Source organism: Oceanobacillus sp. E9 (assembly GCF_001741975.1).
Lineage (GTDB): Bacteria > Bacillota > Bacilli > Bacillales > Amphibacillaceae > Oceanobacillus > Oceanobacillus kimchii.
Genome location: NZ_LSNA01000007.1, coordinates 627,517 through 651,868, shown reverse-complemented (window position 1 = coordinate 651,868; position 24,352 = coordinate 627,517). Strand labels below are relative to the sequence as shown.

The 24,352-nt window shown below is 36.2% G+C and carries 23 protein-coding genes and 1 other annotated feature; all 23 genes read right to left on the bottom strand.

Annotated elements, in window-relative coordinates:
- Position 1: 1 nt before the first annotated feature.
- The 23 genes from pyrF to ftsA all read right to left on the bottom strand — a co-directional run bounded on the left by pyrF (position 2) and on the right by ftsA (position 24,287).
- Positions 2-688 carry an orotidine-5'-phosphate decarboxylase gene (gene pyrF / locus AQ616_RS12800; RefSeq protein ID WP_017796611.1) on the bottom strand — a complete coding sequence of 229 codons (687 nt, stop codon included), beginning with the start codon at positions 686-688 and terminating at the stop codon, positions 2-4.
- Positions 685-1,599 (bottom strand): dihydroorotate dehydrogenase, encoded by a 915-nt coding sequence (locus tag AQ616_RS12795; RefSeq protein WP_017796610.1) that lies wholly within the window; start codon positions 1,597-1,599, stop codon positions 685-687. Before AQ616_RS12795 ends, pyrF begins: the two co-directional genes overlap by 4 nt.
- On the bottom strand, positions 1,596-2,351 hold the full coding sequence (locus AQ616_RS12790; RefSeq protein ID WP_069685944.1) for a dihydroorotate dehydrogenase electron transfer subunit: 756 nt from the start codon (positions 2,349-2,351) through the stop codon (positions 1,596-1,598). Before AQ616_RS12790 ends, AQ616_RS12795 begins: the two co-directional genes overlap by 4 nt.
- The gene (carB, locus tag AQ616_RS12785) at positions 2,348-5,551 is read right to left on the bottom strand and encodes a carbamoyl-phosphate synthase large subunit (RefSeq protein ID WP_069685943.1); all 3,204 of its coding nucleotides are present in this window, start codon (positions 5,549-5,551) and stop codon (positions 2,348-2,350) included. Before carB ends, AQ616_RS12790 begins: the two co-directional genes overlap by 4 nt.
- On the bottom strand, positions 5,544-6,644 hold the full coding sequence (locus tag AQ616_RS12780) for a carbamoyl phosphate synthase small subunit (RefSeq protein WP_017796607.1): 1,101 nt from the start codon (positions 6,642-6,644) through the stop codon (positions 5,544-5,546). The genes carB and AQ616_RS12780 overlap by 8 nt, the downstream gene beginning before the upstream one ends.
- Entirely contained in the window at positions 6,631-7,923 is a 1,293-nt protein-coding gene (locus tag AQ616_RS12775) for a dihydroorotase (RefSeq protein WP_069685942.1), read from the bottom strand. Before AQ616_RS12775 ends, AQ616_RS12780 begins: the two co-directional genes overlap by 14 nt.
- Positions 7,880-8,809: an aspartate carbamoyltransferase catalytic subunit gene (locus AQ616_RS12770; RefSeq protein ID WP_017796605.1), complete on the bottom strand. Its 930-nt coding sequence runs from the start codon at positions 8,807-8,809 to the stop codon at positions 7,880-7,882. The genes AQ616_RS12775 and AQ616_RS12770 overlap by 44 nt, the downstream gene beginning before the upstream one ends.
- Before the next feature lie 172 nt (positions 8,810-8,981).
- Positions 8,982-9,524, bottom strand: a complete 543-nt coding sequence (gene pyrR, locus AQ616_RS12765) for a bifunctional pyr operon transcriptional regulator/uracil phosphoribosyltransferase PyrR (RefSeq protein ID WP_017796604.1) — start codon at positions 9,522-9,524, stop codon at positions 8,982-8,984.
- A gap of 160 nt (positions 9,525-9,684) precedes the next feature.
- Positions 9,685-10,596: an RluA family pseudouridine synthase gene (locus AQ616_RS12760; protein ID WP_069685941.1), complete on the bottom strand. Its 912-nt coding sequence runs from the start codon at positions 10,594-10,596 to the stop codon at positions 9,685-9,687.
- On the bottom strand, positions 10,593-11,066 hold the full coding sequence (gene lspA / locus AQ616_RS12755; protein WP_017796602.1) for a signal peptidase II: 474 nt from the start codon (positions 11,064-11,066) through the stop codon (positions 10,593-10,595). The genes AQ616_RS12760 and lspA overlap by 4 nt, the downstream gene beginning before the upstream one ends.
- 431 nt (positions 11,067-11,497) lie before the next feature.
- A complete protein-coding gene (gene ileS / locus AQ616_RS12750) occupies positions 11,498-14,254 on the bottom strand; it encodes an isoleucine--tRNA ligase (protein WP_069685940.1) in 2,757 nt (918 codons plus the stop codon).
- Between the two features lie 45 nt (positions 14,255-14,299).
- Positions 14,300-14,517: a binding site (T-box leader), on the bottom strand.
- Positions 14,518-14,578: 61 nt separating this feature from the next.
- Positions 14,579-15,082 carry a DivIVA domain-containing protein gene (locus tag AQ616_RS12745; protein ID WP_026133759.1) on the bottom strand — a complete coding sequence of 168 codons (504 nt, stop codon included), beginning with the start codon at positions 15,080-15,082 and terminating at the stop codon, positions 14,579-14,581.
- Between the two features lie 93 nt (positions 15,083-15,175).
- Positions 15,176-15,952, bottom strand: coding sequence for a YlmH family RNA-binding protein (locus tag AQ616_RS12740; protein WP_017796599.1), 777 nt, complete (start codon positions 15,950-15,952; stop codon positions 15,176-15,178).
- 14 nt (positions 15,953-15,966) lie between these two features.
- Positions 15,967-16,233, bottom strand: a complete 267-nt coding sequence (locus AQ616_RS12735) for a YggT family protein (RefSeq protein WP_017796598.1) — start codon at positions 16,231-16,233, stop codon at positions 15,967-15,969.
- A gap of 6 nt (positions 16,234-16,239) precedes the next feature.
- On the bottom strand, positions 16,240-16,677 hold the full coding sequence (locus tag AQ616_RS12730; RefSeq protein WP_017796597.1) for a cell division protein SepF: 438 nt from the start codon (positions 16,675-16,677) through the stop codon (positions 16,240-16,242).
- A gap of 26 nt (positions 16,678-16,703) precedes the next feature.
- Positions 16,704-17,375 (bottom strand): YggS family pyridoxal phosphate-dependent enzyme, encoded by a 672-nt coding sequence (locus tag AQ616_RS12725; RefSeq protein ID WP_017796596.1) that lies wholly within the window; start codon positions 17,373-17,375, stop codon positions 16,704-16,706.
- Positions 17,376-17,395: 20 nt separating this feature from the next.
- A complete protein-coding gene (gene pgeF / locus AQ616_RS12720) occupies positions 17,396-18,214 on the bottom strand; it encodes a peptidoglycan editing factor PgeF (RefSeq protein ID WP_069685939.1) in 819 nt (272 codons plus the stop codon).
- A gap of 62 nt (positions 18,215-18,276) precedes the next feature.
- Positions 18,277-18,537 (bottom strand): YlmC/YmxH family sporulation protein, encoded by a 261-nt coding sequence (locus AQ616_RS12715; protein ID WP_017796594.1) that lies wholly within the window; start codon positions 18,535-18,537, stop codon positions 18,277-18,279.
- Between the two features lie 128 nt (positions 18,538-18,665).
- Positions 18,666-19,448, bottom strand: a complete 783-nt coding sequence (gene sigG, locus AQ616_RS12710) for an RNA polymerase sporulation sigma factor SigG (RefSeq protein WP_017796593.1) — start codon at positions 19,446-19,448, stop codon at positions 18,666-18,668.
- Between the two features lie 123 nt (positions 19,449-19,571).
- Positions 19,572-20,291 (bottom strand): RNA polymerase sporulation sigma factor SigE, encoded by a 720-nt coding sequence (gene sigE, locus AQ616_RS12705; protein WP_011065876.1) that lies wholly within the window; start codon positions 20,289-20,291, stop codon positions 19,572-19,574.
- A 13-nt stretch (positions 20,292-20,304) separates the two neighbouring features.
- Positions 20,305-21,225, bottom strand: coding sequence for a sigma-E processing peptidase SpoIIGA (gene spoIIGA, locus AQ616_RS12700; RefSeq protein WP_069685938.1), 921 nt, complete (start codon positions 21,223-21,225; stop codon positions 20,305-20,307).
- Positions 21,226-21,775: 550 nt separating this feature from the next.
- Positions 21,776-22,936 (bottom strand): cell division protein FtsZ, encoded by a 1,161-nt coding sequence (gene ftsZ, locus AQ616_RS12695; protein ID WP_017796591.1) that lies wholly within the window; start codon positions 22,934-22,936, stop codon positions 21,776-21,778.
- A gap of 64 nt (positions 22,937-23,000) precedes the next feature.
- Positions 23,001-24,287 (bottom strand): cell division protein FtsA, encoded by a 1,287-nt coding sequence (ftsA, locus tag AQ616_RS12690; RefSeq protein ID WP_069685937.1) that lies wholly within the window; start codon positions 24,285-24,287, stop codon positions 23,001-23,003.
- Positions 24,288-24,352: the final 65 nt, after the last annotated feature.

The window sequence follows — 24,352 nt, the reverse complement described above, 5'->3', positions numbered from 1 at the left end:
ACTATTCTTCCTCCCATCGTTTCTTTACTTCCATATATGTTTCGTATGGATGATCAGATTGCGTTATCGCTCTACCTACTACAATAAAGTCACTTCCGACTTGATTTGCCAGTTCTGGTGTTGCAACACGTTTTTGATCATGAACATGTGAACTGTCAAGCCTTATTCCTGGAGTTAGTGTTAAAAAAGATGTATCACATACTTTTTTGATAGATGCTACTTCATGGACAGAGCTAACTACCCCATCCGCTCCAGCATCTTTTGCTATTCTAGCTAAGTGATTAACATTAGCCGGTACATTACCAGGTAATCGTAATTGTTGTTGAACAACTTCTTCATCTACTGATGTTAATAGAGTTACTGCAATCAGTTTTGTATGTGATTGTTCAAGTCCAAGCTTTGCTTGAGCAATCATTTCACTTCCGCCAAGTGTATGTGTTGTAACTAAATCAACACCTAGAGAAGCTATATTTTTCATTGCTCGATGAACTGTATTTGGTATGTCATGTAATTTCAGATCCAAAAATATCGAATGATTATTCTTTTTTAATTTTTCGATTACCTTAGGACCTTCTTTATAGAATAGTTCCATACCAACTTTAACAGGAACTCCTTGTAACGCATTGTTATTTAAAAATGCTTCTGTTTGTTTCCAATTAGGAAAATCAAGTGCTACAAACATCGTCATACCGTTATCCCCCTTGTCTCAATAACATCTTCAATTGAGTGAAACCCATACCGCTCCAATACTACTGGTAACTCGTTTATGATATCTACACAAGCAAATGGATTTTGAAAATTCGCAGTGCCAACTGCGACAGCATCTGCACCAGCTATTAGAAACTCCAAAACATCTTCTGCGTTAGAGATTCCTCCCATCCCAATAATTGGAATCGAAACTTGTTGTCTTACTTCATAAATCATACGAATAGCAACAGGCTTTATTGCAGGACCAGACAGCCCCCCGGTTTTATTGGCGATTAACGGTTTTCGTGATGGCAGATGAATCTTCATTCCAGTTAATGTGTTGATCATCGATAACCCATCTGCACCAGCTTCTTCCACTGCTTTTGCCATCTGAACAATGTTATGCACATTCGGCGAAAGTTTTACATAAACAGGTTTGTTACTCACTTTCTTTACTACACCCGTTACTTTTTTTGCCATGGTAGGGTCAGTACCAAATTGGATTCCACCTTGTTTAACATTTGGACAAGAAATATTTAATTCGAGTGCATGTACATCTTCTGTTTGATTAAACGAAGCCGCTACAAACTCATATTCTTCGATAGAACTACCTGCAATATTTGCAATAATAGATGTATCATATTTTGCAAGTCGAGGAACTTCTTGGTCAATTATTTGTTGGACTCCCGGATTCTGAAGACCAATTGCATTTAACATTCCTGCACTAGTTTCTGCTACACGCGGAGTTGGATTACCTAATCTTTCAAATTGAGTGGCTGCTTTCATCATTACTCCACCTAAAAGGCTTAAGTCATAATACTCACTGTACTCTTTCCCAAACCCAAAGCAACCAGATGCTGGCATGATGGGATTTTTTAAGTTTAATCCTGGTAATTTTACTGATAGATTCATAGGACAACCTCCTCAGCAACAAATACTGGTCCTTCACTACAGATTTTCTTATAATGATTATCCACGGTAGGCAGCACACAGGCCATACATGCACCTACTCCACATCCCATTCTTTCCTCTAAAGAAACCTTTCCAGGGATATGACTGAGCTTACTTTTCACCGCTCTTAACATTGGTAATGGACCACAGCTAAAGTATTGTGTACGATCTTTAAATTGTCCTACTATATCCGTAACAACACCATGTGTCCCATAAGAACCGTCATCGGTTACAATATACGTTTCACCGATCCGGTTAAATTCTTCCTCGTAAAAAACAGCATTTTTTGTCTGAAAGCCAAGTACCGAGACAATATCTATAGAAGTTTCTTCCGATAACCGTTTTGCCAAGTGATACATAGGCGGAACACCTACCCCTCCACCAATTAACAGTACCCGTTCATCTTCAGAAATATCTATAGAAAAACCATTCCCATTCGGTCCTAACACATCAATTTGCATTCCCGATTGATAGTTTGATAATTGTTTGGTTCCTTCTCCAATTGCTTTAAATACAAGCGATACGCTAGCAGTGGAAGGATCCACTGCTGCAATAGAGATCGGACGTCTTAACGTATGTCCAGGAATGTAAATGTGTACAAATTGTCCTGGTTTTGCCTGTTCACTAATTCTACTATTTTCCGCTATCATCTCAAAGGTGTCTGTAGCAATTTGTGTTACTGATAGAACAGACATTGTCTCACGCTTTCTCATGACATGACCACCTTTTCTAATCCAATCGGTTTCGCACTAAATGTTGTGGCATCTATAACACGTAATATGGCGTTTACTGTATCCATATTTGTCAAACAAGCAATTCCATGTTCTACTGCTTCTCTTCGGATTAAAAATCCATCAGAACGAGGTTTTTGGCCAGAATTTAAGGTGTTAATTACAAACTGGACTTGCCCCGATTCTATTATTGAGAGTACATTTGGTTCTTCTGCTCCAATCTTAGCAACAGGAACTACCGGTAAATTCCCTTCATGTTTTACATATTCTGCTGTACCTTCTGTTGCATATAGTACAAAACCTAGTTGGTGAAAATGTTCCGCTACTTCTAACATCTCTGATTTATCTTTATCAGCTACAGTGAGAAGTACTCCTCCTTCTTGAGGTACAGTCAGACCTGCAGCAATCAATCCTTTATAAAGTGCTTTTTCTAACGTTCTGTCATAGCCTATCGCTTCACCAGTCGATTTCATTTCTGGTCCAAGAATGGTGTCTACGCTACGTAATTTTTCAAAAGAAAATACGGGTATCTTTACTGATACTTGATCCTGTTCTGGTAGAATTCCAGTTTCATAACCTTGTTCTGCTAGTTTCTCACCAAGAATACATCTTGTTGCGATATTTGCCATTGTAACCCCCGTAATCTTACTTAAGAAAGGAATCGTTCGACTTGCCCGAGGGTTTACTTCCAGAACATACACGTCTTCTTCGCGGATAATAAATTGAATATTTATTAAGCCTTTCACTTGAAGCGCTTTTGAAATTTTTATCGCAGCATCTAAGCATTTTTCTTTAACAGTAGTTGATAACCGTTGTGGTGGGTAGACCGCCATCGAATCTCCGGAATGGACACCTGCACGTTCGATATGCTCCATGATGCCTGGAATAATCGTTGTTTCACCATCACTAATCGCATCAACTTCTACTTCCATACCCGTTAAATATTTATCAATTAAAATTGGGTGTGCAGAATCGATATGACTGGATTTTTTTAGATAATTTTCTAATTCTTGTTCATTATATACAATTTCCATTCTGCTTCCACCGATTACGTAGGAAGGTCGAACAAGTACCGGGTAGCCAATTGCATTTGCTGTGTCAATTGCTTGATCTAATCGAGGTACAGCCTTCCCTTTTGGTCGAAGTATATCTAATTCATCTAATAAAACTTCAAATTTATCACGATCCTCTGCACGATCAATAGCGTCTAATCCTGTTCCAAGGATGCGAACACCTCTTCTTTCTAACCCTTCTGCCAGATTTATTGCTGTCTGTCCTCCAAATTGAACAATAACTCCCTCTGGTTGTTCTAAATCGACAACATGCATAACATCTTCTAAAGTTAATGGTTCAAAGTATAGTTTATCGGAAATTGTAAAATCAGTAGATACAGTTTCTGGATTATTGTTCATAATGATCGCTTCGTAACCCATTTCCTTAATCGCATAAACAGAATGTACGGTTGCATAATCAAATTCAATTCCCTGACCTATTCGAATCGGTCCTGAACCTAAAACTAATATTTTCTTTCGATCCGTAACAATCGATTCATTTTCTTCTTCATAAGTACTATAGAAATATGGTGTTTCTGATGCAAATTCTGCTGCACAGGTGTCTACCATCTTAAACACGGGCACAATTTGATTTTCTTTGCGAATCTGATAAATATCATCGACAGCCATTTCCCATAGTCGTGCAATTTCAGAATCGGACAGTCCCCATTGCTTTGCTTTTGTTAATTTTTCTAAATTACCAACATCGTTTTTCAATTCGTTTTCCATATTTACAACTCGTTCAATGGCATGTAAGAAGAAAGGATCGATTTTCGTATGGTTGAAAATCCACTCAACAGAATATCCTTGACGGAGCGCTTCTGCAACTAGGAAGATGCGTTCATCATCTGCTCGAGTTAATCGTTTTACTAACTCGTCTTCCGTGATATTTACTGCTTTTTTCAAAAATAGCTCTTCTGTACCTATTTCTAACGATCGTACCCCTTTTAATAGAGATTCTTCCAGATTCCTCCCTATTGCCATCACTTCTCCGGTTGCTTTCATTTGTGTTCCAAGGCGGCGATCTCCTGCCGTAAACTTATCAAATGGAAAGCGTGGAAACTTTGTAACCACATAATCTAGCGCAGGCTCAAACATTGAATAAGTTTTACCTGTAATTGGATTAATAATTTCATCCAAGGAATAGCCGACTGCAATTTTTGCAGCAATTTTTGCAATGGGATATCCAGTTGCCTTGGATGCAAGGGCAGACGATCTACTCACTCGCGGGTTAACTTCGATTATATAATAATGAAAACTATTCGGGTCTAGAGCTAACTGTACGTTACATCCACCTTCAATTTCTAATGCTCGAATAATTTTTAACGAAGCATTCCTCAGCAGATGATACTCACGATCACTCAAAGTTTGCGATGGAGCTACTACAATTGAATCACCGGTATGAATTCCAACTGGATCAATATTCTCCATATTACACACTACAATAGCTTGGTCATTCTTATCCCGCATTACTTCATATTCAATTTCTTTAAATCCCGCAATGTTTCGTTCGATCAAACACTGATTCACTGGAGATAAGGATAAGCCATTTTTCGTAATTTCTTTTAAATCTTCCTCGTTATAACACATTCCACCACCAGTTCCCCCCAGTGTGTAAGCAGGACGTACAATTAGTGGGAAGCCGATAGTATGAGCAAAATCGAACGCTTCTTCTACCGTATGTACAATCTCACTTTCCGGAACTGGCTCGCCTAACTCATTCATTAATTTACGGAATAGCTCCCGGTCTTCTGCTTTTTCAATCGAAGCTGGTGCTGATCCCAACAGTTGAACTTGATGGTCTTCCAAGATTCCTTTGTGAAACAGTTCCATTGCTAAATTCAGACCTGTTTGTCCTCCTAATGTAGGTAAAATGGCATCAGGATGTTCTTTACGAATAATTTTAGTCAAGAACTCTTCTGTTAATGGCTCCATATACACTTTATCTGCTACAGTATGATCGGTCATAATGGTCGCAGGATTAGAGTTAGCTAAAATTACAGTATATCCTTCCTCTTTCAAAGCCTGACAAGCTTGCGTGCCTGAGTAATCAAATTCCGCAGCTTGACCAATAATGATTGGTCCTGATCCGATTACAAGAATTTTGTTGATGTCTGTACGTTTAGGCATATACTTCTCCTCCTTGTTTCACTGTGCTGGTCTTAATCAGGTTTAAAAACTCGTCAAATAAGTAATTGGTATCCTCTGGTCCTGGTGAAGCTTCTGGATGATATTGAACAGAAAAGGCAGGAAATGTAGTATGGCGAATCCCTTCTACCGTTTCATCATTTAATGCAATCTGAGTTAGTTCGAGTTCTGTTTCTAATAGTGATGAGGCATTAACTGCATAGCTATGGTTTTGTGATGTTAAATAGGTTTTTCCAGCTATTAAATCTTTTACTGGATGATTCGCTCCCCGGTGTCCGAATTTCATTTTTTCCGTATTTGCTCCACAAGCAAGTGCCAGTAATTGATGTCCAAGGCAAATACCAAAGATAGGGATTTGGCCAAGAAGTTGTTTTATCATGTCAATTGCTTCTGGAACATCCTTTGGATCCCCAGGTCCATTCGTCAACATTATTCCATCTGGTTTTAATCGTAAAATTGCTTCCGCACTATAGTTATGAGGGACAACAGTGATATGACAATCTCGCTTTGTTAATTCTCTCAAGATTCCGTGCTTTGCACCGAAGTCTACCATTACCACTCGTAGCCCTCTTCCTGGTACAACATATGGTTTACTTGTTGATGTTCGTTTCACTTGGTCTCGAGGCATTTCAGCATGTCTTAATTGATCTATAACCTTATACTCATTTTTCTCCTCATCGACCATGACGGCTCGCATTGTACCATGCTTTCGAATGATTCGAGTAAGCTTCCGAGTATCGATATTTGCAATCCCAGGAATATTATGCGCCTTTAAAAAAGTATCTAAAGTCTCCTCATTTCGGAAATTAGATGGAGATTCACAAAACTCTTTTACAACAAGACCATGAATAAATGGTGTCACTGTTTCAAAGTCATCTCGATTAATACCATAATTTCCAATTAGAGGATAGGTTAATGTAACGAATTGACCACAATAACTAGGGTCGGTTATGACTTCTTGATAACCTGTCATTCCTGTATTAAATACAATCTCTCCACTAGATTCGGAATCACTGCCAAAAGCTGTTCCATTAAAAACTGTTCCATCTTCAAGAATTAATTTACGCTTTTTCATGTTGTTTAGCCTCCTCATATACGACTATTCCATCTACCATTGTAAGTACAGGAATTCCTTTTACTGTCCAATTATCGAAAGGTGTGTTTTTACCTTTTGAATAAAAAGTTTCACGATGAATTGTTTCTTCTTTTTCTAAATCAATGACAGTAACATCAGCTACACTACCTTCTTCTAATTTTCCATAAGGAAGTTGAAACGTCGCTGCTGGTTTTTCGGTCATTTTTTCTACTAACTGATATAGCGTCATTTTTCCTTTTAAAACCAGATGTGTATATAGAAGCGGGAATGCTGTTTCTAATCCTACGATGCCAAAAGGTGCTTCTTTGAATCCAAGCGCTTTCTCTTCCGCTGCATGAGGCGCATGATCGGTTGCAATTAAATCAAGGGTTCCATCCATTAACCCTTCGAATAGTGCTTCTTGATCTTCCTTTGAACGCAATGGAGGGTTCATCTTCCAGTCTGCATTATCTTCTGGAATATTCGTTTCATTAAGTAATAGATGATGCGGGGAAACCTCTGCTGTTACATGAATGCCTGCTCTCTTCGCATCGCGAATCACACGTACCGATTCTTTTGTACTAACATGACAGACATGATAGTGACAACCTGTCGCTTCTGCTAATAATACATCTCTCGCAATCTGTACCGACTCGCTTAAAGAAGGAATTCCTGGTAAGTTTAAACGTTCACTTACTTCTCCTTCATGCAACACGCCGCCATATACAAGACTATTATCTTCACAATGTGCCACAATGGTAGTGTTATGACGTGCTGCATCTTTCATTGCTTGATACATTTGATCTGCCGTCTGTATACCCACGCCATCATCTGTAAATGCAAATGCACCAGCATCGAGCAATGATTGAATATCCGTTCTTTCTTTTCCATTCAAACCCTTGGTAATTGATGCATATGGTAATACACGTATATGTGCAACATCTGCTATTTTGGAAAGTAAACTCGTTAAAGCGTCTTGATGATCAGGAACTGGATTCGTATTTGGCATTGCACATACGGTTGTAAATCCACCCCTTGCAGCTGCCATCGTTCCCGTTTCTATTGTTTCCTTATGTTCTCCACCAGGTTCACGTAAATGAATATGGACATCAATTAGTCCAGGAAGTAGCAACTTTCCTTCTATATCAATATAGTTTTCTGCCTCATCAGGAATCTGCGATGCAATTTTTGTTATTTTATTGTCTTCAATAAGTACTTCTACTTTCTCTAATTCATTAGATGGCAGTAAGCGAGTTGCGTTTAATAAGATTGTTTTCATGAATAATCCCCCATTCTGATAATACGTGCATGATAATTGCCATTCGTACGTAGACCCCATTGTCCATTTGTTTAAAAATTCTTGATTTCTCACTTTCTACTAAACTTGTATCTATTTCTACCCCACGATTTATTGGAGCAGGATGCATAATAATTGCACGGTCTTGTAATTTTTTATATCTTTCTTTCGTTAATCCATACAGTGATAGATAATCAGAAGTCTCTGCTTTATGAAGATGTCTTTCATGTTGGATTCTCAGTAACATTAAGACGTCAGCTTCTTCTATGGCTTCATCCATGGTCAGATATGGATACTCTAACGAACGGTCTTCAAATCCTGGTGCGGCACTAAAGATTACTTTTGCGCCTAACTTAGTAAGCGCCTTTGCATTCGATCTAGCTACCCGACTATGTTTTATATCTCCAGCAATCACAACCTTTAATCCTTTAATGGAACCAAACTCTTGATACATCGTTAGTAAATCGAGCATGCATTGAGTTGGATGTTCTTCTTTGCCAGAACCAGCATTAATGACTGGAATGTTTAATTTTCCTTCCTGTTCCAATTCACTTATCCATTGATCTGAAGGATGTCTAATTACTAAAAAATTAGCACCGATGGCTTCAAATGTTTTTGCTGTGTCATATAACGATTCACCTTTTGCCAAACTCGATGCTTCTATATGGAAATCCAATATCTCCACACCTAATTTTCGTTCTGCAACTGTAAAACTCATTTTTGTTCGAGTACTCGGTTCAAAAAATAGATTGCCAGCAAATAATTGGCGATTTAATTGGTTTGGTCGATCTCTTAACTCATTTGCTTTTCGTATTATTTGATACATTTCATCGGCTTCCAATTGATTAACAGAAATAAAATGTCTCATCGATTTCCTCCTTCATGTATCCGCAATTACGAAGATTTAGTTATAAAAAAAACTCTCTGCAAGAAGGTTGCAGAGAGCTATACGTATCCTGGAATATATAGGTATCCAAAGTATACGTAGTCAAAAAACAACCTTTCAAACCTCACGGGATTTGATTAAAAGCTGAACATATTTATTTTTCATATAAGGATACAAGATCTTCTTGATCTTGCTCACTTAATTGGACAACAACAATTTCTCGATCCGATGTCGGAATATTTTTACCAACATAATCAGCACGAATCGGTAATTCACGATGCCCTCTATCCACGAGTGAACCAAGCTGTATTGTAGATGGGCGACCGACGTCCATAACAGCATCCATTGCTGCTCGAACTGTTCTTCCAGTAAATAATACATCATCAATCAAAATGACATTCTTATCAGTTATATCCATTCCAATCGAAACAGAGTTAATCTTCGGTCCCTCTTGTTCAGATACTTTATCAAGATCATCTCGATACATGGTAATATCTAGTTCACCTAATGGAACTTCAATAGATTCGATTTGCTTAATTTTCTGCTGGATACGCTTTGCTAGTGGGACACCTCTTGTTTTTATTCCAATCAAGACAAGATTTTCTCCACCTTTATTTTTTTCCAATATTTCATGAGACATTCTTGTTAATGCTCGTTGTATGGATGCTGCATCCAGTATTTCCGTTTTCTTTTTCATCTGCATATCTCACCTCAATCTAAAAATGCCCTTTTCCAAGAAAGGAAAAAGGGCATACTTATACAAGTAATATACGTTCCCTTTTTAGCCTCTCTGGACTATTTTTTAAAGGTTCTATTCAACTATTCTTCTTGTATTATTCCAAAAGATTCTCGAACTGTCAATACATTTTACGAATAAAGCTGAGCGCATCTGTAAATATTTCTGGTGGATTTGCGTCAAACTCAAGCCACTCACCTGTTTGTGGATGATAAAAACCAATTTCTTTTGCATGTAATGCTTGACCATCTACATTCATTGTTTTACGTTGACCATATTTTGGGTCTCCTACTAACGGAAAACCGATATACTGCATATGCACACGAATTTGATGGGTTCTTCCAGTTTCTAGCTGACACTCCACAATCGTGTAGTCAGGAAATCGTTCTATTACACGAAAATGTGTAACAGCAGATTTCCCATTATCTACAACTGCCATTTTTTGCCTATCTTTAGGATCACGACCGATTGGAGCATCAATCAAGCCTGTATCATGTCCAATTTCACCGTGAACAATAGCCACATATTTACGCTTCAATTGTTTTTGTTGTAATTGTTCAGATAGTTTTTGATGTGCTATATCATTTTTTGCAACCACTAATAACCCACTTGTATCTTTGTCTATTCGGTGTACAATACCAGGGCGTTCTATACCATTAATCCCAGATAAATCATCACAATGATACAACAAAGCATGTACAAGTGTACCAGATTGATGCCCGGCAGAAGGGTGTACCACCATCCCTTTTGGTTTATTGATAACAATGACATCTGAATCTTCATAAATAACATCTAATGGAATATTTTCCGGTTCTAATATTAATGGTTTCGTTTCAGGTATTTCCCATGTAAGTGTATCACCTTCTACACACTTATAATTTGCTTTTACAGAAACACCATTTACTTCCACTAATCCTTCATCAATCCATCCTTGGATTTGTGAACGTGATTGATCCGTAAGCAATTGCGTTAATAGTTTATCTACTCTAGTTTTTCCTTGTTGTTCTGTCACGATGTGTTGACTCTTTGTCATGATTTTGATTTTCCTTTCTGACGCTTTTCTTCCAGAATTGTAGCTATGATAAATATAATTACACCGATGGTTAATGACGAGTCTGCAACATTAAAAATCGGAAAATTATAATCAAAGATGTAAAAGTTTGCAAAATCAACTACTTCTTGTCTAAATATACGATCAATAAAATTACCTATCGCTCCACCTAAGATTACCACAAGCGCAACGGATAATATTCGATCACCTTTCGCATGTGTATGTAACAAATAAATAATCCCAACAATGACTATAGTAGTAATTATATAAAATAAGAGCATTTGTCCTTCTAATATTCCCCAGGCTGCTCCTGTGTTTCGATGTGAAGTTATATAGAAGAAATTATCAATAACAGGTATTGATTCCCCTAACTCCATACGTGAAACTACCAACCATTTCGTTAGCTGGTCAATAATAACGAGCACAATAGCAATTAAATAATACATAATCATTTATTTTATCCCTCGATTCTAATCGAACTCTTTCTATCTTATACCGGTGCTCAAACATTTTCAAGAACAAACGTAGTTCAAAATCATACAAGTTATCAAAAAGCATAGGTAGAATATTGAGAAAAAATCTTTAGGATGAATGATTTCCTTCAACCCCAAAATCACATTAAAGTAAGTGAAGAAAAACATATGAAATGGATGGGACTGTAGAAATAATTTTGAGGGAAAAATACAAAGATATTCATCAAGGCAGTGGGCTTTTCTTACTTAACAGAAATACATTGTTTTAATTTTAAAAGGCAGCGATTCCTGGGTAACAGCTGGTGCTGAACAACGTTAACTTAGAAATATTATTGTTTCTCCAAGTTATACATTCGTTCCCACAGAAATCATCTGCCTTAATTTAAATTATATTATATGGTAATACATTTTCATTCAGCATAATGTTTGGTCACTACATCAGCACATCGGCTACATAAAGATGGGTGGTTTTTATTTTCACCTACTGTTTCTGAAGAGACCCAACAGCGTTCACACGTGTCTCCAGGGTGTACCTCAACCAATACATTTACATAGTTACCTTCTTTTGCATCTATTAACTTATCAACAACTACTGCTTCTGAGACAATAAAATATTGATGTAAGTGCTCCATTTGTTCTAATACTTTTTTAGTCTCTTCATCTTTAGCTGCAATAAATATCTTTGCTTCTAATGATTTACCAATAACTTTCTCACTCCGAGATTCTTCTAAAGCTTTTAATACATCATCTCGGATTTTCATAAAGTGATTCCATTTATCCACCGTTTGTCCATTAATTACAACTTGCCGTGCTTCTGGAATATCCGTTAAATGAACACTTTCTGCTTCCGCTCCTGGGATGTATTCCCAAACTTCTTCTGCAGTATGCGGAATAATTGGGGCAATTAGTTTCACTAAACTAGTTAGCACTTCATAATATCCCGTTTGAATACTACGTCTGCGAGGATGGTCTTTCGCTTCAATGTAAAGAATATCCTTCGCAAAATCAAGATAAAATGAACTTAAATCAACGGAACAAAAATGATGAATTTGTTGGAAGACAGGAGCAAATTCATACTGATTATAGTTTTTGTGTGCCTCCGCTAGTACATTCTGCAAACGGTGGATCATATAACGGTCTACTTCTTCCAGGTCCTCTTCTTTTACACGATCAGTTTTAGGATCAAAATCAGCAAGGTTTGCTAATAGGAATCGAAACGTATTTCTGATTTTACGATAGCTTTCCGACGTTTGCTTCAAAATATCATCAGAGATACGAACATCTGCCTGATAATCAACACTAGATACCCATAGTCTTAAAATATCAGAACCTAATTGTTTTTGTACTTTTGATGGTACGATGACATTTCCTAACGACTTACTCATCTTTCTACCATTACCATCTAAAACAAAACCATGGCTGATTACTGTTTTATATGGAGCTTTTCCAGTTACTGCAACTGAGGTAGATAAAGATGAGTTAAACCAGCCACGGTATTGATCACTTCCTTCGAGATATACATTAGCTGGACGTTGATGATCTTCTCTGTTTAGCAAAACACCTTCGTGCGAAGATCCAGAATCGAACCAAACATCCATAATATCTGTTTCTTTCGTAAAATTACCATTTGGACTATGCTCGGAAGTAAACCCTTCTGGTAATAAGTCTTTAGCTTCTTTTTCAAACCAAATATTTGAACCGTGTTCACGGAATAATTCCGAGACGTGATTGATCGTTTCATCTGTAATAATTGGTGTGCCATCTTCTTCGTAAAACACTGGAATAGGGACACCCCAAGCACGTTGTCTAGAGATACACCAATCTTCTCGGTCTCGAACCATGTTATATAATCGCGTTTCGCCCCAATGAGGATACCAATTCACTTGTTTAATTTCCTCCAGAATATCTACTCTAAAATCTTTAATCGAGGCAAACCATTGTGCTGTTGCACGAAAAATAGTCGGTTTTTTCGTTCGCCAGTCATGCGGATAGGAGTGTGTAATAAATTCTAACTTGAGCAAAGCACCGCTTGCATCTAATTTCTCTGTGATTATTTTATTAGCCTCATCATAGAATAAACCTTCAAATCCTGGTGCTTCCTGGGTAAACACACCTTTCTCATCTACCGGGCAGAAAGCATCTATTCCATAGCTACGGGAGACATAAAAGTCATCTTCCCCATGTCCAGGTGCTGTATGAACGCATCCTGTACCAGCGTCTGTTGTAACATGCTCTCCTAACATTACTAGTGATGTTCGATCGTAAAATGGATGTTTTGCTTCTACTCTTTCTGCTTCTTTACCTTTAAAGCTTTGTAACACCTGAGGGTTCTCCCAACCCAGTGATTCTCTTACATCATCAAACAAAGCTTCTGCAATAATATACTTTTCATCTTCTACTTGGACAACGATATATGTTAAATCAGCATGTAGACTGATTCCTAAGTTTGCAGGTAATGTCCACGGTGTCGTAGTCCAAATAATAAATTTCTCTCCACCGGATAATAAAGCTTGCCCATCTTTCACTTCAAAGGCTACATAAATCGATGGTGAGCGCTTATCTTGATACTCAATCTCCGCTTCTGCCAATGCAGACTCAGATGAAGGAGACCAATAGACTGGTTTTAAGCCTTTATAAATATATCCTTTTCTCGCCATATCTCCAAAAACCTTAATTTGTGATGCCTCATAATCTTTTGTCAGTGTGATATAAGGATTATCCCAATCACCTCGAACTCCTAATTGTTTAAATTGTTGGCGTTGATTATCAATTTGTCCAAGTGCATATTCTTCACATAACTTACGAAAAGCAGCTACATCCATTTCTTTACGTTTCACTTTTTTCTTCTTTGTTAATGCCGTCTCAATTGGTAAACCATGTGTATCCCATCCAGGAATATATGGTGCATGATATCCGGTCATTGATTTATATCGAACAATAAAGTCCTTTAACACTTTATTTAACGCATGCCCAATATGGATATCTCCATTAGCATAAGGAGGACCGTCATGTAAAATAAATAAAGGTCGACCTTTTGTACGTTCTAAATTTTTTCCGTACTGATTCGTTTCTTCCCACTGTTTTTGTCGTTCTGGTTCTTTGTTTGGTAGATTTCCACGCATCGGAAATGCAGTTTTTGGCATTAATAATGTCTGTTTGTAATCCATTACAATAAAACCTCCTATTTATAACAAAAAAAGCCTTCTAATCCCAAAAGGGACGAGAAGACTCGCGGTACCACCCTTATAAATCTAATGTTGATACATTACATTCACTTTAAAACCGATAACGGAGATGAACCGTTCATTACTACTTATTTCGTAATGAAAACTCAAGAGTGATCTTCTAAAAGCTTACCATACTGAGCTCACACCATCCTCAATTCGCTGTATCGGTTCTACTTCTATACTGTCTCTTTCATTGCTTTTACCTGTTCATATTTCTATATATTTTATAGAATTATATGTAATTTTCACATAAACGTCAAGTCACTATGATTGTTGTTCTAAAAGCTCTAATTCTTCATCGATCTCTGTATCAAACAACTCTTCCCAATCATCCGTACCCAACATTTCTAATTGCGCTTGTACTAACATACGCATTCGAGTGCGGAATACTTTCGCTTGCTTTTTCAACTCTTCCACATCTAAAGAAATTTTACGCGCTTTGCTAAGTGCCTCATTTACAATACGGTCAGCATTCTTTTCTGCTTCTTTTATAATTAGTTTCGATTCTTTTGAAGCATTTCCTTTTACTTCTTCTGCTGTTTCTTGTGCAACGAGAATAGACTTGTTTAATGTTTCTTCAATATTAGTAAAATGGCCTAAACGCTCACGTAATTGTCTAACTTCCTCTTCTAACTCTTTCTTTTCACGAATAACTAGCTCATAATCTTTAATAATTTGATCTAAAAATTCATTTACATCATCTTCATCATATCCGCGAAATCCTTTTGCAAACTCTTTATTATGAATGTCCAATGGTGATAATGCCACCATCGTCACCTCCTTAAGCGATATAAATACTTAAAAATCCTTATTACACATTAATTCGACAAATAAATAATTATTCCTGCATTAATTATACCATTATTTCAGTGTAGCAATTGTAATTTTCACTTTATCTTTTTTTGATTTTCCTCTTATAGTAGTAAGCCTACTTCTTCCATGACCTCGAATCGAAATCATGTCCTTTTCCTGCAATTGAAATTTATTGTCATCAACTATTTTATAATTTACTTTTACTAATCCTTTTTGGATAAAAGTAGTGGCTTCTTTTCTTGAAATTGGATAAATTTCTTTAATTATCGTATCCAAACGCAGTGAGGACACGGTTCGATCATGCTCAATCCAGCTTTCATTCTTTTTTATCAGTAATTGTAAATCCTGCTGTTCAAAATGAACAGATGATTTTTTAATCGATGTTAGATTCATTTGTACAAATGGAGAAATTTCTGAGGCCGCAATAATTTGTATCTTCCCATCCGAAATGATAATATCACCCAGTTTTTTCCGCTTAATTCCTTGTGATAAAAAAGCTCCCATTACATCTGGATGGTCTATCGTTACAAATTTTGGTTGGAAATTTGCTTCGAGTAGTTCAATTTGAAACATATCCTCTGTTATTCCTTCATATTTTGGAGCTAATAGCATTCTCCTTCTCTCACTATTATTATCACCGCCAAAACTTTTTACCTGAAGCTCCTCATTTTGTTCCCCCATCAACATTATGACTATTTCTTGCTCACGAGGGTCGAGAAAATCCGTTAGCTTCGGAATAAAAGAACGTTCTACTTGTTCTTTCCACGAAAGTACTTGATCAATAAAAGGCTGTTCTTCTTTTCGAAAATGTTGATAAACTTCCATGATAATTCCTTTCTTTAATACATAAACATTCGGAAAAACTCAAAAATTCCTGCACGTGCAAGATTAAGTACTATAATAGCTACGATTGGAGATAAATCAATCATACCTAGTGGTGGGATGAACTTACGAAATATTTCTAAATAAGGTTCACAAATTTTTGTAAGCAGTTCTCCAAATGAGGATTCTCTTGCTCCTGGAAACCAAGACATCATAATATAAACAAATAGAGCAAAGCTATATATTGTGATACCCATACTAATAAGATTTAAAATTTGCATCATACGCTGTTACCATCCTTTATCATATTCTTCCTGTTCGTACAACATCTCAGAGATTGTACCTGATACCTCTACATTATCTGGTGTGCATAAAAATGTTTCTGCTCCTAATTTCTGGATATCACCATTGACAGCATATACAGTACCACTTAAGAAATCAACAATTCGTTTTGCTTGTTGATGATCTACCCTTTGCAGATTAATAATTACCGCACGGCGATTAACAATATTGTCCGCAATTTCTTGTGCTTCATTGTAATTACGTGGTTCAATTAACACTACTCGAGAGTTACTATGCTGCACGCTAGATAAATTAACTACATTTTTTGTGCTCGCTTTAGAATCTTTCTGTTTTGGTTCTTGAGTCTTATCATCATCATCATCAACATATTCATACTCATATTCTTCACCCATGAAGTAATCTTTTAATTTATTTTTAAAGCTCATCTCCCTCACCTCTCTTGTTAAAAATTCTATCCAACGAGTTTTGACCCAATACGTACATGTGTGGCTCCTTCTTCAATCGCAATGTGATAATCATTACTCATTCCCATTGAAAGCCATTTACAAGGTGCGTGTGGTAAACTTTTTTTTGTTACATCATCACGGAGATTTTTCAATTTTTTAAATACAGGTCTCACATTTTCTGGATCATCCACATGTGGTGCCATTGTCATTAGACCAACTACTTTAATATTTTCGTATATCGATAACTGCTCGATAAATGTAATTACTTCTTCTGGAGAAATGCCATGTTTCGACTCTTCCCCACTCACATTTACTTGAATAAAACAGTTAACTGGATGAGCAGCTCGTTTATTTATTTCTTTAGCCAATGATAATCGATCCAAAGAATGTATAAAATCTACTTGATTAATGATATCCTTAACTTTACGTGATTGTAGAGATCCAATGAAATGCCACTGGACTTGATTTTGAATTTCATTATATTTTTCTAAAAAACCTTCGTTTCGATTTTCACCGAGATTGTTAATTCCTGCATTGATTGCTTCCTTGGTTCGTTCAATTGTAACATATTTTGTCACAGCAATAAGATGAATATCTTCAGGATCACGGTTTACATTTTCACAAGCTTGTCTAATGTTCTCTTCTATATTAGATAAATTCGTTGCTACATCTACCATTTTGTCGTTCTCCACCCTTTTTACACATTATATCCTATAAATCCCAGCATTCTACCTGTTTTCCCTTTATCGCGACGATGAGAGAAAAATAGCGTTTCGTCTCGATATGTACAATATTTGGTTACTTCTATATTATGACGAAAAATACCAGATTGTAAAAGAATTTCTCTATTTAACTCCTTTAAATCTAATAAAAATTGATTATCGGATACTTGTTTCGTACATATTTGCATTTCCGTTTCAGTTAAATGCTCAATAACATTTAGATCCACTTGGTAATTCTCCACTGAAATCGATGGTCCAATAATTACTTTAATATTTTTCTTATCAGATCCTAGGTTTACAAATGACTGTACCATTTCAGTTGCAATTCTCCCTACTGTACCTTTCCAACCTGCATGCGCAATTCCAACAAATTTCGTCACCGGATCAAAAAAATACAATGGAACACAATCAGCATATAGTGATACAGCTAAGGCATTTACATTAGCAGGGATAATTAATCCATCTACCCCAGATAATGATGTTTTATTTGTATTACTTCCACAACCAACATCTTTTGGCTGGATAAGTGCCACCTTCGTATCATGTACTTGTTCACCAGCTACCCAATTAGATAAATTTACTTGCAATTGGTTACTCAGTACTTTTCTATTTTGTAGTACATTACTCTCGTCATCATTTACATGAAATCCCATATTTAAAGAACTGTATTCATCTATACTTGTACCACCATTTTTCGTAGTAAAGCCTACCAATAGTCCAGGATATTCTCTTTCCCACTCTTCCACATGAAAATAACTCGCTTCTTTTTGTATAAATATATCTTTCACTCTCATATCCCCCCGGAAAATACTATTTCATCTTGTCATAATGGTATCATATTTATGAAATATTTTCCTTATGCACTACCATAGATACCAGGTCCGTAAATCTCTTTTACTAAAATTACTTCCTCACCAATCCGAACGATCTTTTCCCAAGCAATCAAAAGTTCATCTGCTTTTGCAAACATTCCTTGTTTTTTTTCTTTGCCTTCTACAATGATCGCAAGAATCCTCCCATTATTCCCGTCTATTTCTAAATCAATTATATGACCTAACCTACTCCCATCATCTACTGCTATAATTTCTTTCATCTGTAGTTCCGATAATTTAACCATAGCTATCATCCTTTCTTTATACAATATATGCAAGCAAGCCTAATTTTTTCGTAAAATAAGTTTTCAATACAAAAAAACCTGACCTATCTACCGCGGTCAGGTTTTCTAACTGTAACATCGCCTATTTCTTATTCGAACATTTGCTTATTCATTTGACTTATTGCTGCTTTTTCTAAGCGAGATACTTGAGCTTGTGAGATACCAATTTCATCTGCTACTTCCATCTGAGTTTTTCCTTGAAAGAAACGTTTGTTTAATATCATTTTTTCACGCTCATTGAGTTGATGCATACCTTCTTTCAAAGATAGTTTATCTACCCAGCTTGAGTCTTTATCTTTTTCATCACTAATTTGGTCCATAACAAAGATTGGATCTCCTCCATCATTGTAAATTGGTTCAAAAAGTGAAACGGGGTCTTGTATAGCATCTAAAGCAAATACAACATCTGTTTGAGGTATATCCATTTCCTTCGCAATATCTGCCGGAGATGGTTCTTTTGAAGTTTTACTAATTAATTTTTCACGAACTTGCAATGCTTTATATGCAATATCTCGTAAAGAACGTGACACTCGAATTGGATTATTATCACGAAGATAACGTCTTATTTCACCAATAATCATTGGAACAGCATACGTGGAAAAACGCACATTATGTGATAAATCAAAGTTATCAATAGATTTCATTAGGCCAATACAACCTACTTGGAACAAATCATCTACATATTCACCACGATTATTAAATCGTTGTATAACACTCAACACGAGACGTAGATTACCATTTACTAATTCCTCTCGTGCAGTAAGGTCTCCTTCTTCTTGCATTCGAACAAATAGTTTCTTCATTTCGTCGTTCTTAAGTACGGGTAGCTTTGATGTATCAACCCCACATATTTCTACTTTATGTCTTGTCATTATAGTCAACCCTCCCAGTCGTTGATGCTGTTCATGGACAGTATCTCCCCTGGAAGGATTTTTTATGCAACCGACAAATGGACCCCCTATTATAAAAAATGGAAAAATCCTTAGTACATCAAGCTATACCATTTTATTAAATTCTTTTTTTAATCGACGAATTATTTTTTTCTCTAAACGAGATATATAAGACTGAGAAATTCCTAACATATCAGCTACATCTTTTTGTGTTTTTTCTTCTTCGCCTATGAGTCCAAAGCGCAATTCCATTATTTGTTTTTCTCGTGCATTGAGCTTTTCTAATGCGGATTTTAATAAAGTTTTATCTACGGTCGATTCCAAATTTTTCGTGATTATATCCTCTTCTGTACCCATTACGTCTGATAATAGTAACTCATTTCCATCCCAGTCAATATTTAATGGTTCATCAAATGAAACTTCAGATTTCAGCTTATTGTTTCGACGTAAATACATTAATATTTCGTTTTCTATACAACGTGATGCATACGTAGCTAGTTTAATTTTTTTCTCAGGGTTAAATGTATTCACTGCTTTTATTAATCCAATCGTACCAATACTGATTAAATCCTCAATATTTATGCCGGTATTTTCGAATTTTCTTGCAATGTAAACGACTAATCGTAAGTTTCGCTCGATTAACATCGCCCTAGCTGCCTTGTCTCCTTTAGGCAAACGAATTAACAGTTCTTGTTCCTCCTGTTTGGAAAGAGGCGGTGGTAGTGCTTCACTTCCTCCAATATAATAAATTTCAGTTGACTTTAAACCTAATTTCATTAACAGCTGATACCAACGCAATTTTAGTTTAACTTTCCAAACGCGCACAACCTTCACTCCTTTATGCTGAATGTATAATTGACTGTTTCATAATTTGTGGATGTAATAAACAGTGATAGCTATTATCTCGCACTAAATTTCCAAATTGAATTCCTATGATCACATTTGTAGCAAGTAATTGCTGATCATTATAATTAACTATCACTCTTTCTGGTCGAATACCAATCATCATTGAACTTCCACCATCTACACCTTGATAGGGAATAATTTGTATCTTATCCTGCCAACGTTTTGGAATTTCATCCATTTCTAAGTTATTTTTTGCATTTTCCAGTTGAAACCATTCATTTTCTGTGAACCATTCACTTAAAAACGTTCGATCACAAATAATAACTGGTCTTTTTGTCAACGGATCAATCAATTGGTTTCCACTATCAATGTAACCGGTCGTTTGTCGTATTTTTTGATTTAGAGTTAACGAGACTTCACACATTTGATCATACTTAATTTTTTCCCCAGCATGCTCGTCCATACGTCTCTTTGTGAAGTACCAGATAATTGGAAATCCAATAAAAATAAATAACCAGCTAATTGGGTCTCCAAATCCTTTATTGAATGTGATCATACCATTTGCTGTCATAGAAACAGGACTTGACAGCATAAAATGTATAGCTGTTAATCCTCCACCAATAGCAAATGATACAAAATAAAACAATAAACATAATTTCAATGTCTGATATGTACCTTTCCATCCGAAGGCACTAAATATAATCAATACGGAATAAAGGAGCTTCCCACTAGCTCCATTAATAAAAGACTCTGGATAAAAAATGGTTATCGGTACAATGAAAGATGCAATTAATGCCCCAAATAAAAGCCTCAACATATTCACAGAATCTCTTGCAAGTAGTTTTACTAACATAAGTAACATAAGATCAATCAAAAAATTCAGCATCCAGACAGCATCGAGGTAAATAGTCAATAACTCTCTTCCTTCCCTGATGCAAATGGTAGTGTGTGAAAAACATAGATTAGTAATGAAATGGAATTAATGAAAAGTATAGATGACGAGCTAAGCAAAGTCTGTCATTTCTTGTATGCATAAATAAGCTAATTTACACTTTTTATACCTAATCCTGTCAATGGGAACACAAGCTATATAAGTAAAATTTGGAGTATGTTCTATAAATACTATAATAAAATTCACGAATTCTTATAAAGAATATGTCGAAGGTTCGTTTTATTATATTAATAGGTTGTGAGAAAATCGTATTCAATTAATAAGATATTTCGTTTGAAATCCGAACGTTCGCTGTTTTGATTTTCATTACAAACGGATGCTTTTTACAAGACACGGTTTTTAGCTAACTTAAAAAGAAGAACATTTTTTCAGGTAAATACAAACCTGAGCAGGAACCGTCATCTTTCATTCCAATAAAACCCACGTTTTTGCTGTAATACGAACAAAAAAATTCCAGCTATCTAATAGCTGGAATTTTTATATTTAGCTTATTTACCTTTTTATTTACATCCTATCGATTTCTATTACGATTTCTTAAGAATGTTGGAATGTCCAATTCTTCCTCATCCTGACGTGGACGAGATTGAGTTTGCGGCTGCTGCGGGTGTTGTTGTGATTCTCTAGTACTTGCAGCTTCATTCATATCTTTAGTAGCAGTTTGTTGTGACTGACCAATGTTTGTTCGTTGCTGTTTTTGTCTTGTATCAACTTTTTTAGCATTTTCATCAAAACCAGTAGCAATAACAGTGACAACAATTTCGTCGTTTAAGTTTTCATTGATTACTGAACCAAAGATAACATTTACTTCTTGGTCAGCAGCAGAAGTTACTAGATCAGCAGCTTCTTGAACTTCATATAAGCTTAAGTTTGTTCCACCTGTTATATTCATAAGAATTCCATGCGCACCATCAATAGATGTTTCTAATAGCGGGGAAGAAATAGCTTTTTTCGCTGCTTCTGTTGCTCTTGTTTCTCCTGTAGCAATACCAATTCCCATTAGAGCAGAACCTTTATCAAACATAATTGTTTTCACGTCAGCAAAGTCAACATTAATAAGTCCTGGTTTTGCAATTAAATCAGAAATACCTTGTACACCTTGGCGTAGTACATTATCTGCTTCACGGAAAGCTTCGAGCATTGGTGTGTTCTTATCAACAATTTCAAGTAAACGATCGTTAGGAATAACGATTAGTGTATCTACAGCTCCTTTTAACGTATCAATACCAGAGACTGCTTGTGTAGAACGCCTTCTTCCTTCAAAGCTAAACGGACGAGTAACGACGCCAACTGTTAATGCACCTATGTCTTTAGCTACTTGTGCAATGACAGGGGCAGCACCCGTTCCAGTTCCACCACCCATTCCGGCAGTAACAAATACCATATCCGCACCTTTTAGTACTTCTTCCAACTGTTCTTTACTTTCTTCCGCAGCTTTTTTTCCTACTTCTGGATTTGCTCCAGCACCCAATCCTCTTGTTAGCTTACCTCCAATTTGAATTTTGGATTCAGCTTTTGACAAGTTTAATGCTTGCGCATCTGTATTTACAGCAATAAATTCAACGCCTTCAACACCATGCTCAATCATTCGGTTTACGGCGTTATTTCCGCCTCCACCTACTCCAATTACTTTAATCGTTGCAAGTTCTTCCATATTTGTATCAAAATCCAACATAGTACGTTCCTCCTAATATCCAGATTACATGTTAAACGAAATCAATTTGTAACTTTAAAATCTATTAGTCAAAGAAATATTTAAATAGATTTGCAAAGCCTGACTCTTTCTTTTTACTTTCATTTTTTTCTTTTTTCTCTTTGGATGGTTTTGCTTGTTTTTTAGGTTTTTGTGGGCTAGCTGTATCCAAGACGACTGATGGATATAAATCTTTACCTTGTATCTTCGCATTACGATAAGCAAATTGAAGAATTCCAATTCCAGAAGTAAATTGCGGTTCTCTTACTCCAATATAATCAGGAATTGCAACTCGTACATTTGAGTAAAATAAATCCTGTGCTAACTCTAGACTTCCTGGCATTGCAATTGTACCACCGGTTAATACATACCCTCCTGGAAGTTCTCTATAACCCATTTTACGAATTTCTCTTTCTACATAAGCATAGATTTCTTCTAGTCGCGCTTCAATCATATCTGCTATTTGTAATTGATTAAATATTTGTTTTTGATTACTTCCAATTGTTGATATTTCAAATGTTTCATCTTCTTGAGCATCATCATAAAATGCGTGTCCATAATTCATCTTAATATCTTCCGCTTCCTCCGTAGAGGTTCGTAGACCAATGGAAAGGTCTTTCGTAATATTATCTCCACCAAGACTAATTACACTTGAAGAGACTAAATGATCATTTTCAAAAACAGATACAGTCGTACAACCTCCGCCTATGTCAATTAAAGCTGCTCCCATATTCATTTCATCTTTTGACAGTGCTATTGTACCAGCAGCTAGAGGCTGAAGACAAATATCAGATACCTCTAAATTAGCACGCTCCACACACTTTAATATATTATGTAGAACTGTCTTAGAACAAGTAATAATCGTGCCTTCCATTTCAAGACGAACACCAATCATTCCTCGCGGATCTGTTATTTCATCCAATCCATCTACAATAAATTGTCGAGGTATGACATCAATTATTTCACGTTCTGGTGGTATAGAAATAACTTGTGCGCCATCAATGACTCTCGTAACGTCTTCATCTCCAATTTCACGATTCTCACTTTGGACCGCAACTACACCATGACAAGGCTGTAGTTGAATGTGACTGCCATTAACACCTACCACCACTCGTTCAATATGCATGCCAACCATACGTTCTGCTTGTTCTACAGCATTTCGAATGGAATGCACAGTTTGATCAATATCAACAATTGCACCTTTCTTCATACCATTTGACTTTGCTGTTCCTACTCCAATAATATTTAGAGAATCTGATTGTACTTCTCCAATAATAACTTTAATCATTGTCGTTCCAATATCTAGGCTTACTAAAATTTCACTATTATCCAATTAAAGGCACCTCCTACAGAAACATTCACTATGTTTCTTAAAACTACGTTATCCATTCATTGTAG

Excerpts from the sequence above, each read along its gene's own strand:
- AQ616_RS12790 (WP_069685944.1), bottom strand. The coding sequence starts at position 2,351 with ATGAGAAAGCGTGAGACAATGTCTGTTCTATCAGTAACACAAATTGCT.
- pyrR (WP_017796604.1), bottom strand. The coding sequence starts at position 9,524 with ATGAAAAAGAAAACGGAAATACTGGATGCAGCATCCATACAACGAGCA.
- sigG (WP_017796593.1), bottom strand. The coding sequence starts at position 19,448 with ATGACAAGACATAAAGTAGAAATATGTGGGGTTGATACATCAAAGCTA.
- pyrF (WP_017796611.1), bottom strand. The coding sequence starts at position 688 with ATGACGATGTTTGTAGCACTTGATTTTCCTAATTGGAAACAAACAGAA.
- AQ616_RS12740 (WP_017796599.1), bottom strand. The coding sequence starts at position 15,952 with ATGGAAGTTTATCAACATTTTCGAAAAGAAGAACAGCCTTTTATTGAT.
- AQ616_RS12780 (WP_017796607.1), bottom strand. The coding sequence starts at position 6,644 with ATGAAAAAGCGTAAATTAATTCTTGAAGATGGAACAGTTTTTAATGGA.
- lspA (WP_017796602.1), bottom strand. The coding sequence starts at position 11,066 with ATGATTATGTATTATTTAATTGCTATTGTGCTCGTTATTATTGACCAG.
- AQ616_RS12730 (WP_017796597.1), bottom strand. The coding sequence starts at position 16,677 with ATGAGCTTTAAAAATAAATTAAAAGATTACTTCATGGGTGAAGAATAT.
- ftsZ (WP_017796591.1), bottom strand. The coding sequence starts at position 22,936 with ATGTTGGATTTTGATACAAATATGGAAGAACTTGCAACGATTAAAGTA.
- AQ616_RS12725 (WP_017796596.1), bottom strand. The coding sequence starts at position 17,375 with ATGGTAGATGTAGCAACGAATTTATCTAATATAGAAGAGAACATTAGA.
- AQ616_RS12735 (WP_017796598.1), bottom strand. The coding sequence starts at position 16,233 with ATGATGCAAATTTTAAATCTTATTAGTATGGGTATCACAATATATAGC.
- AQ616_RS12795 (WP_017796610.1), bottom strand. The coding sequence starts at position 1,599 with ATGAATCTATCAGTAAAATTACCAGGATTAAACTTAAAAAATCCCATC.
- pgeF (WP_069685939.1), bottom strand. The coding sequence starts at position 18,214 with ATGAGAGTGAAAGATATATTTATACAAAAAGAAGCGAGTTATTTTCAT.
- AQ616_RS12770 (WP_017796605.1), bottom strand. The coding sequence starts at position 8,809 with ATGAGACATTTTATTTCTGTTAATCAATTGGAAGCCGATGAAATGTAT.
- ileS (WP_069685940.1), bottom strand. The coding sequence starts at position 14,254 with ATGGATTACAAACAGACATTATTAATGCCAAAAACTGCATTTCCGATG.
- AQ616_RS12775 (WP_069685942.1), bottom strand. The coding sequence starts at position 7,923 with ATGAAAACAATCTTATTAAACGCAACTCGCTTACTGCCATCTAATGAA.
- AQ616_RS12760 (WP_069685941.1), bottom strand. The coding sequence starts at position 10,596 with ATGACAAAGAGTCAACACATCGTGACAGAACAACAAGGAAAAACTAGA.
- AQ616_RS12715 (WP_017796594.1), bottom strand. The coding sequence starts at position 18,537 with ATGGTTAAATTATCGGAACTACAGATGAAAGAAATTATAGCAGTAGAT.
- carB (WP_069685943.1), bottom strand. The coding sequence starts at position 5,551 with ATGCCTAAACGTACAGACATCAACAAAATTCTTGTAATCGGATCAGGA.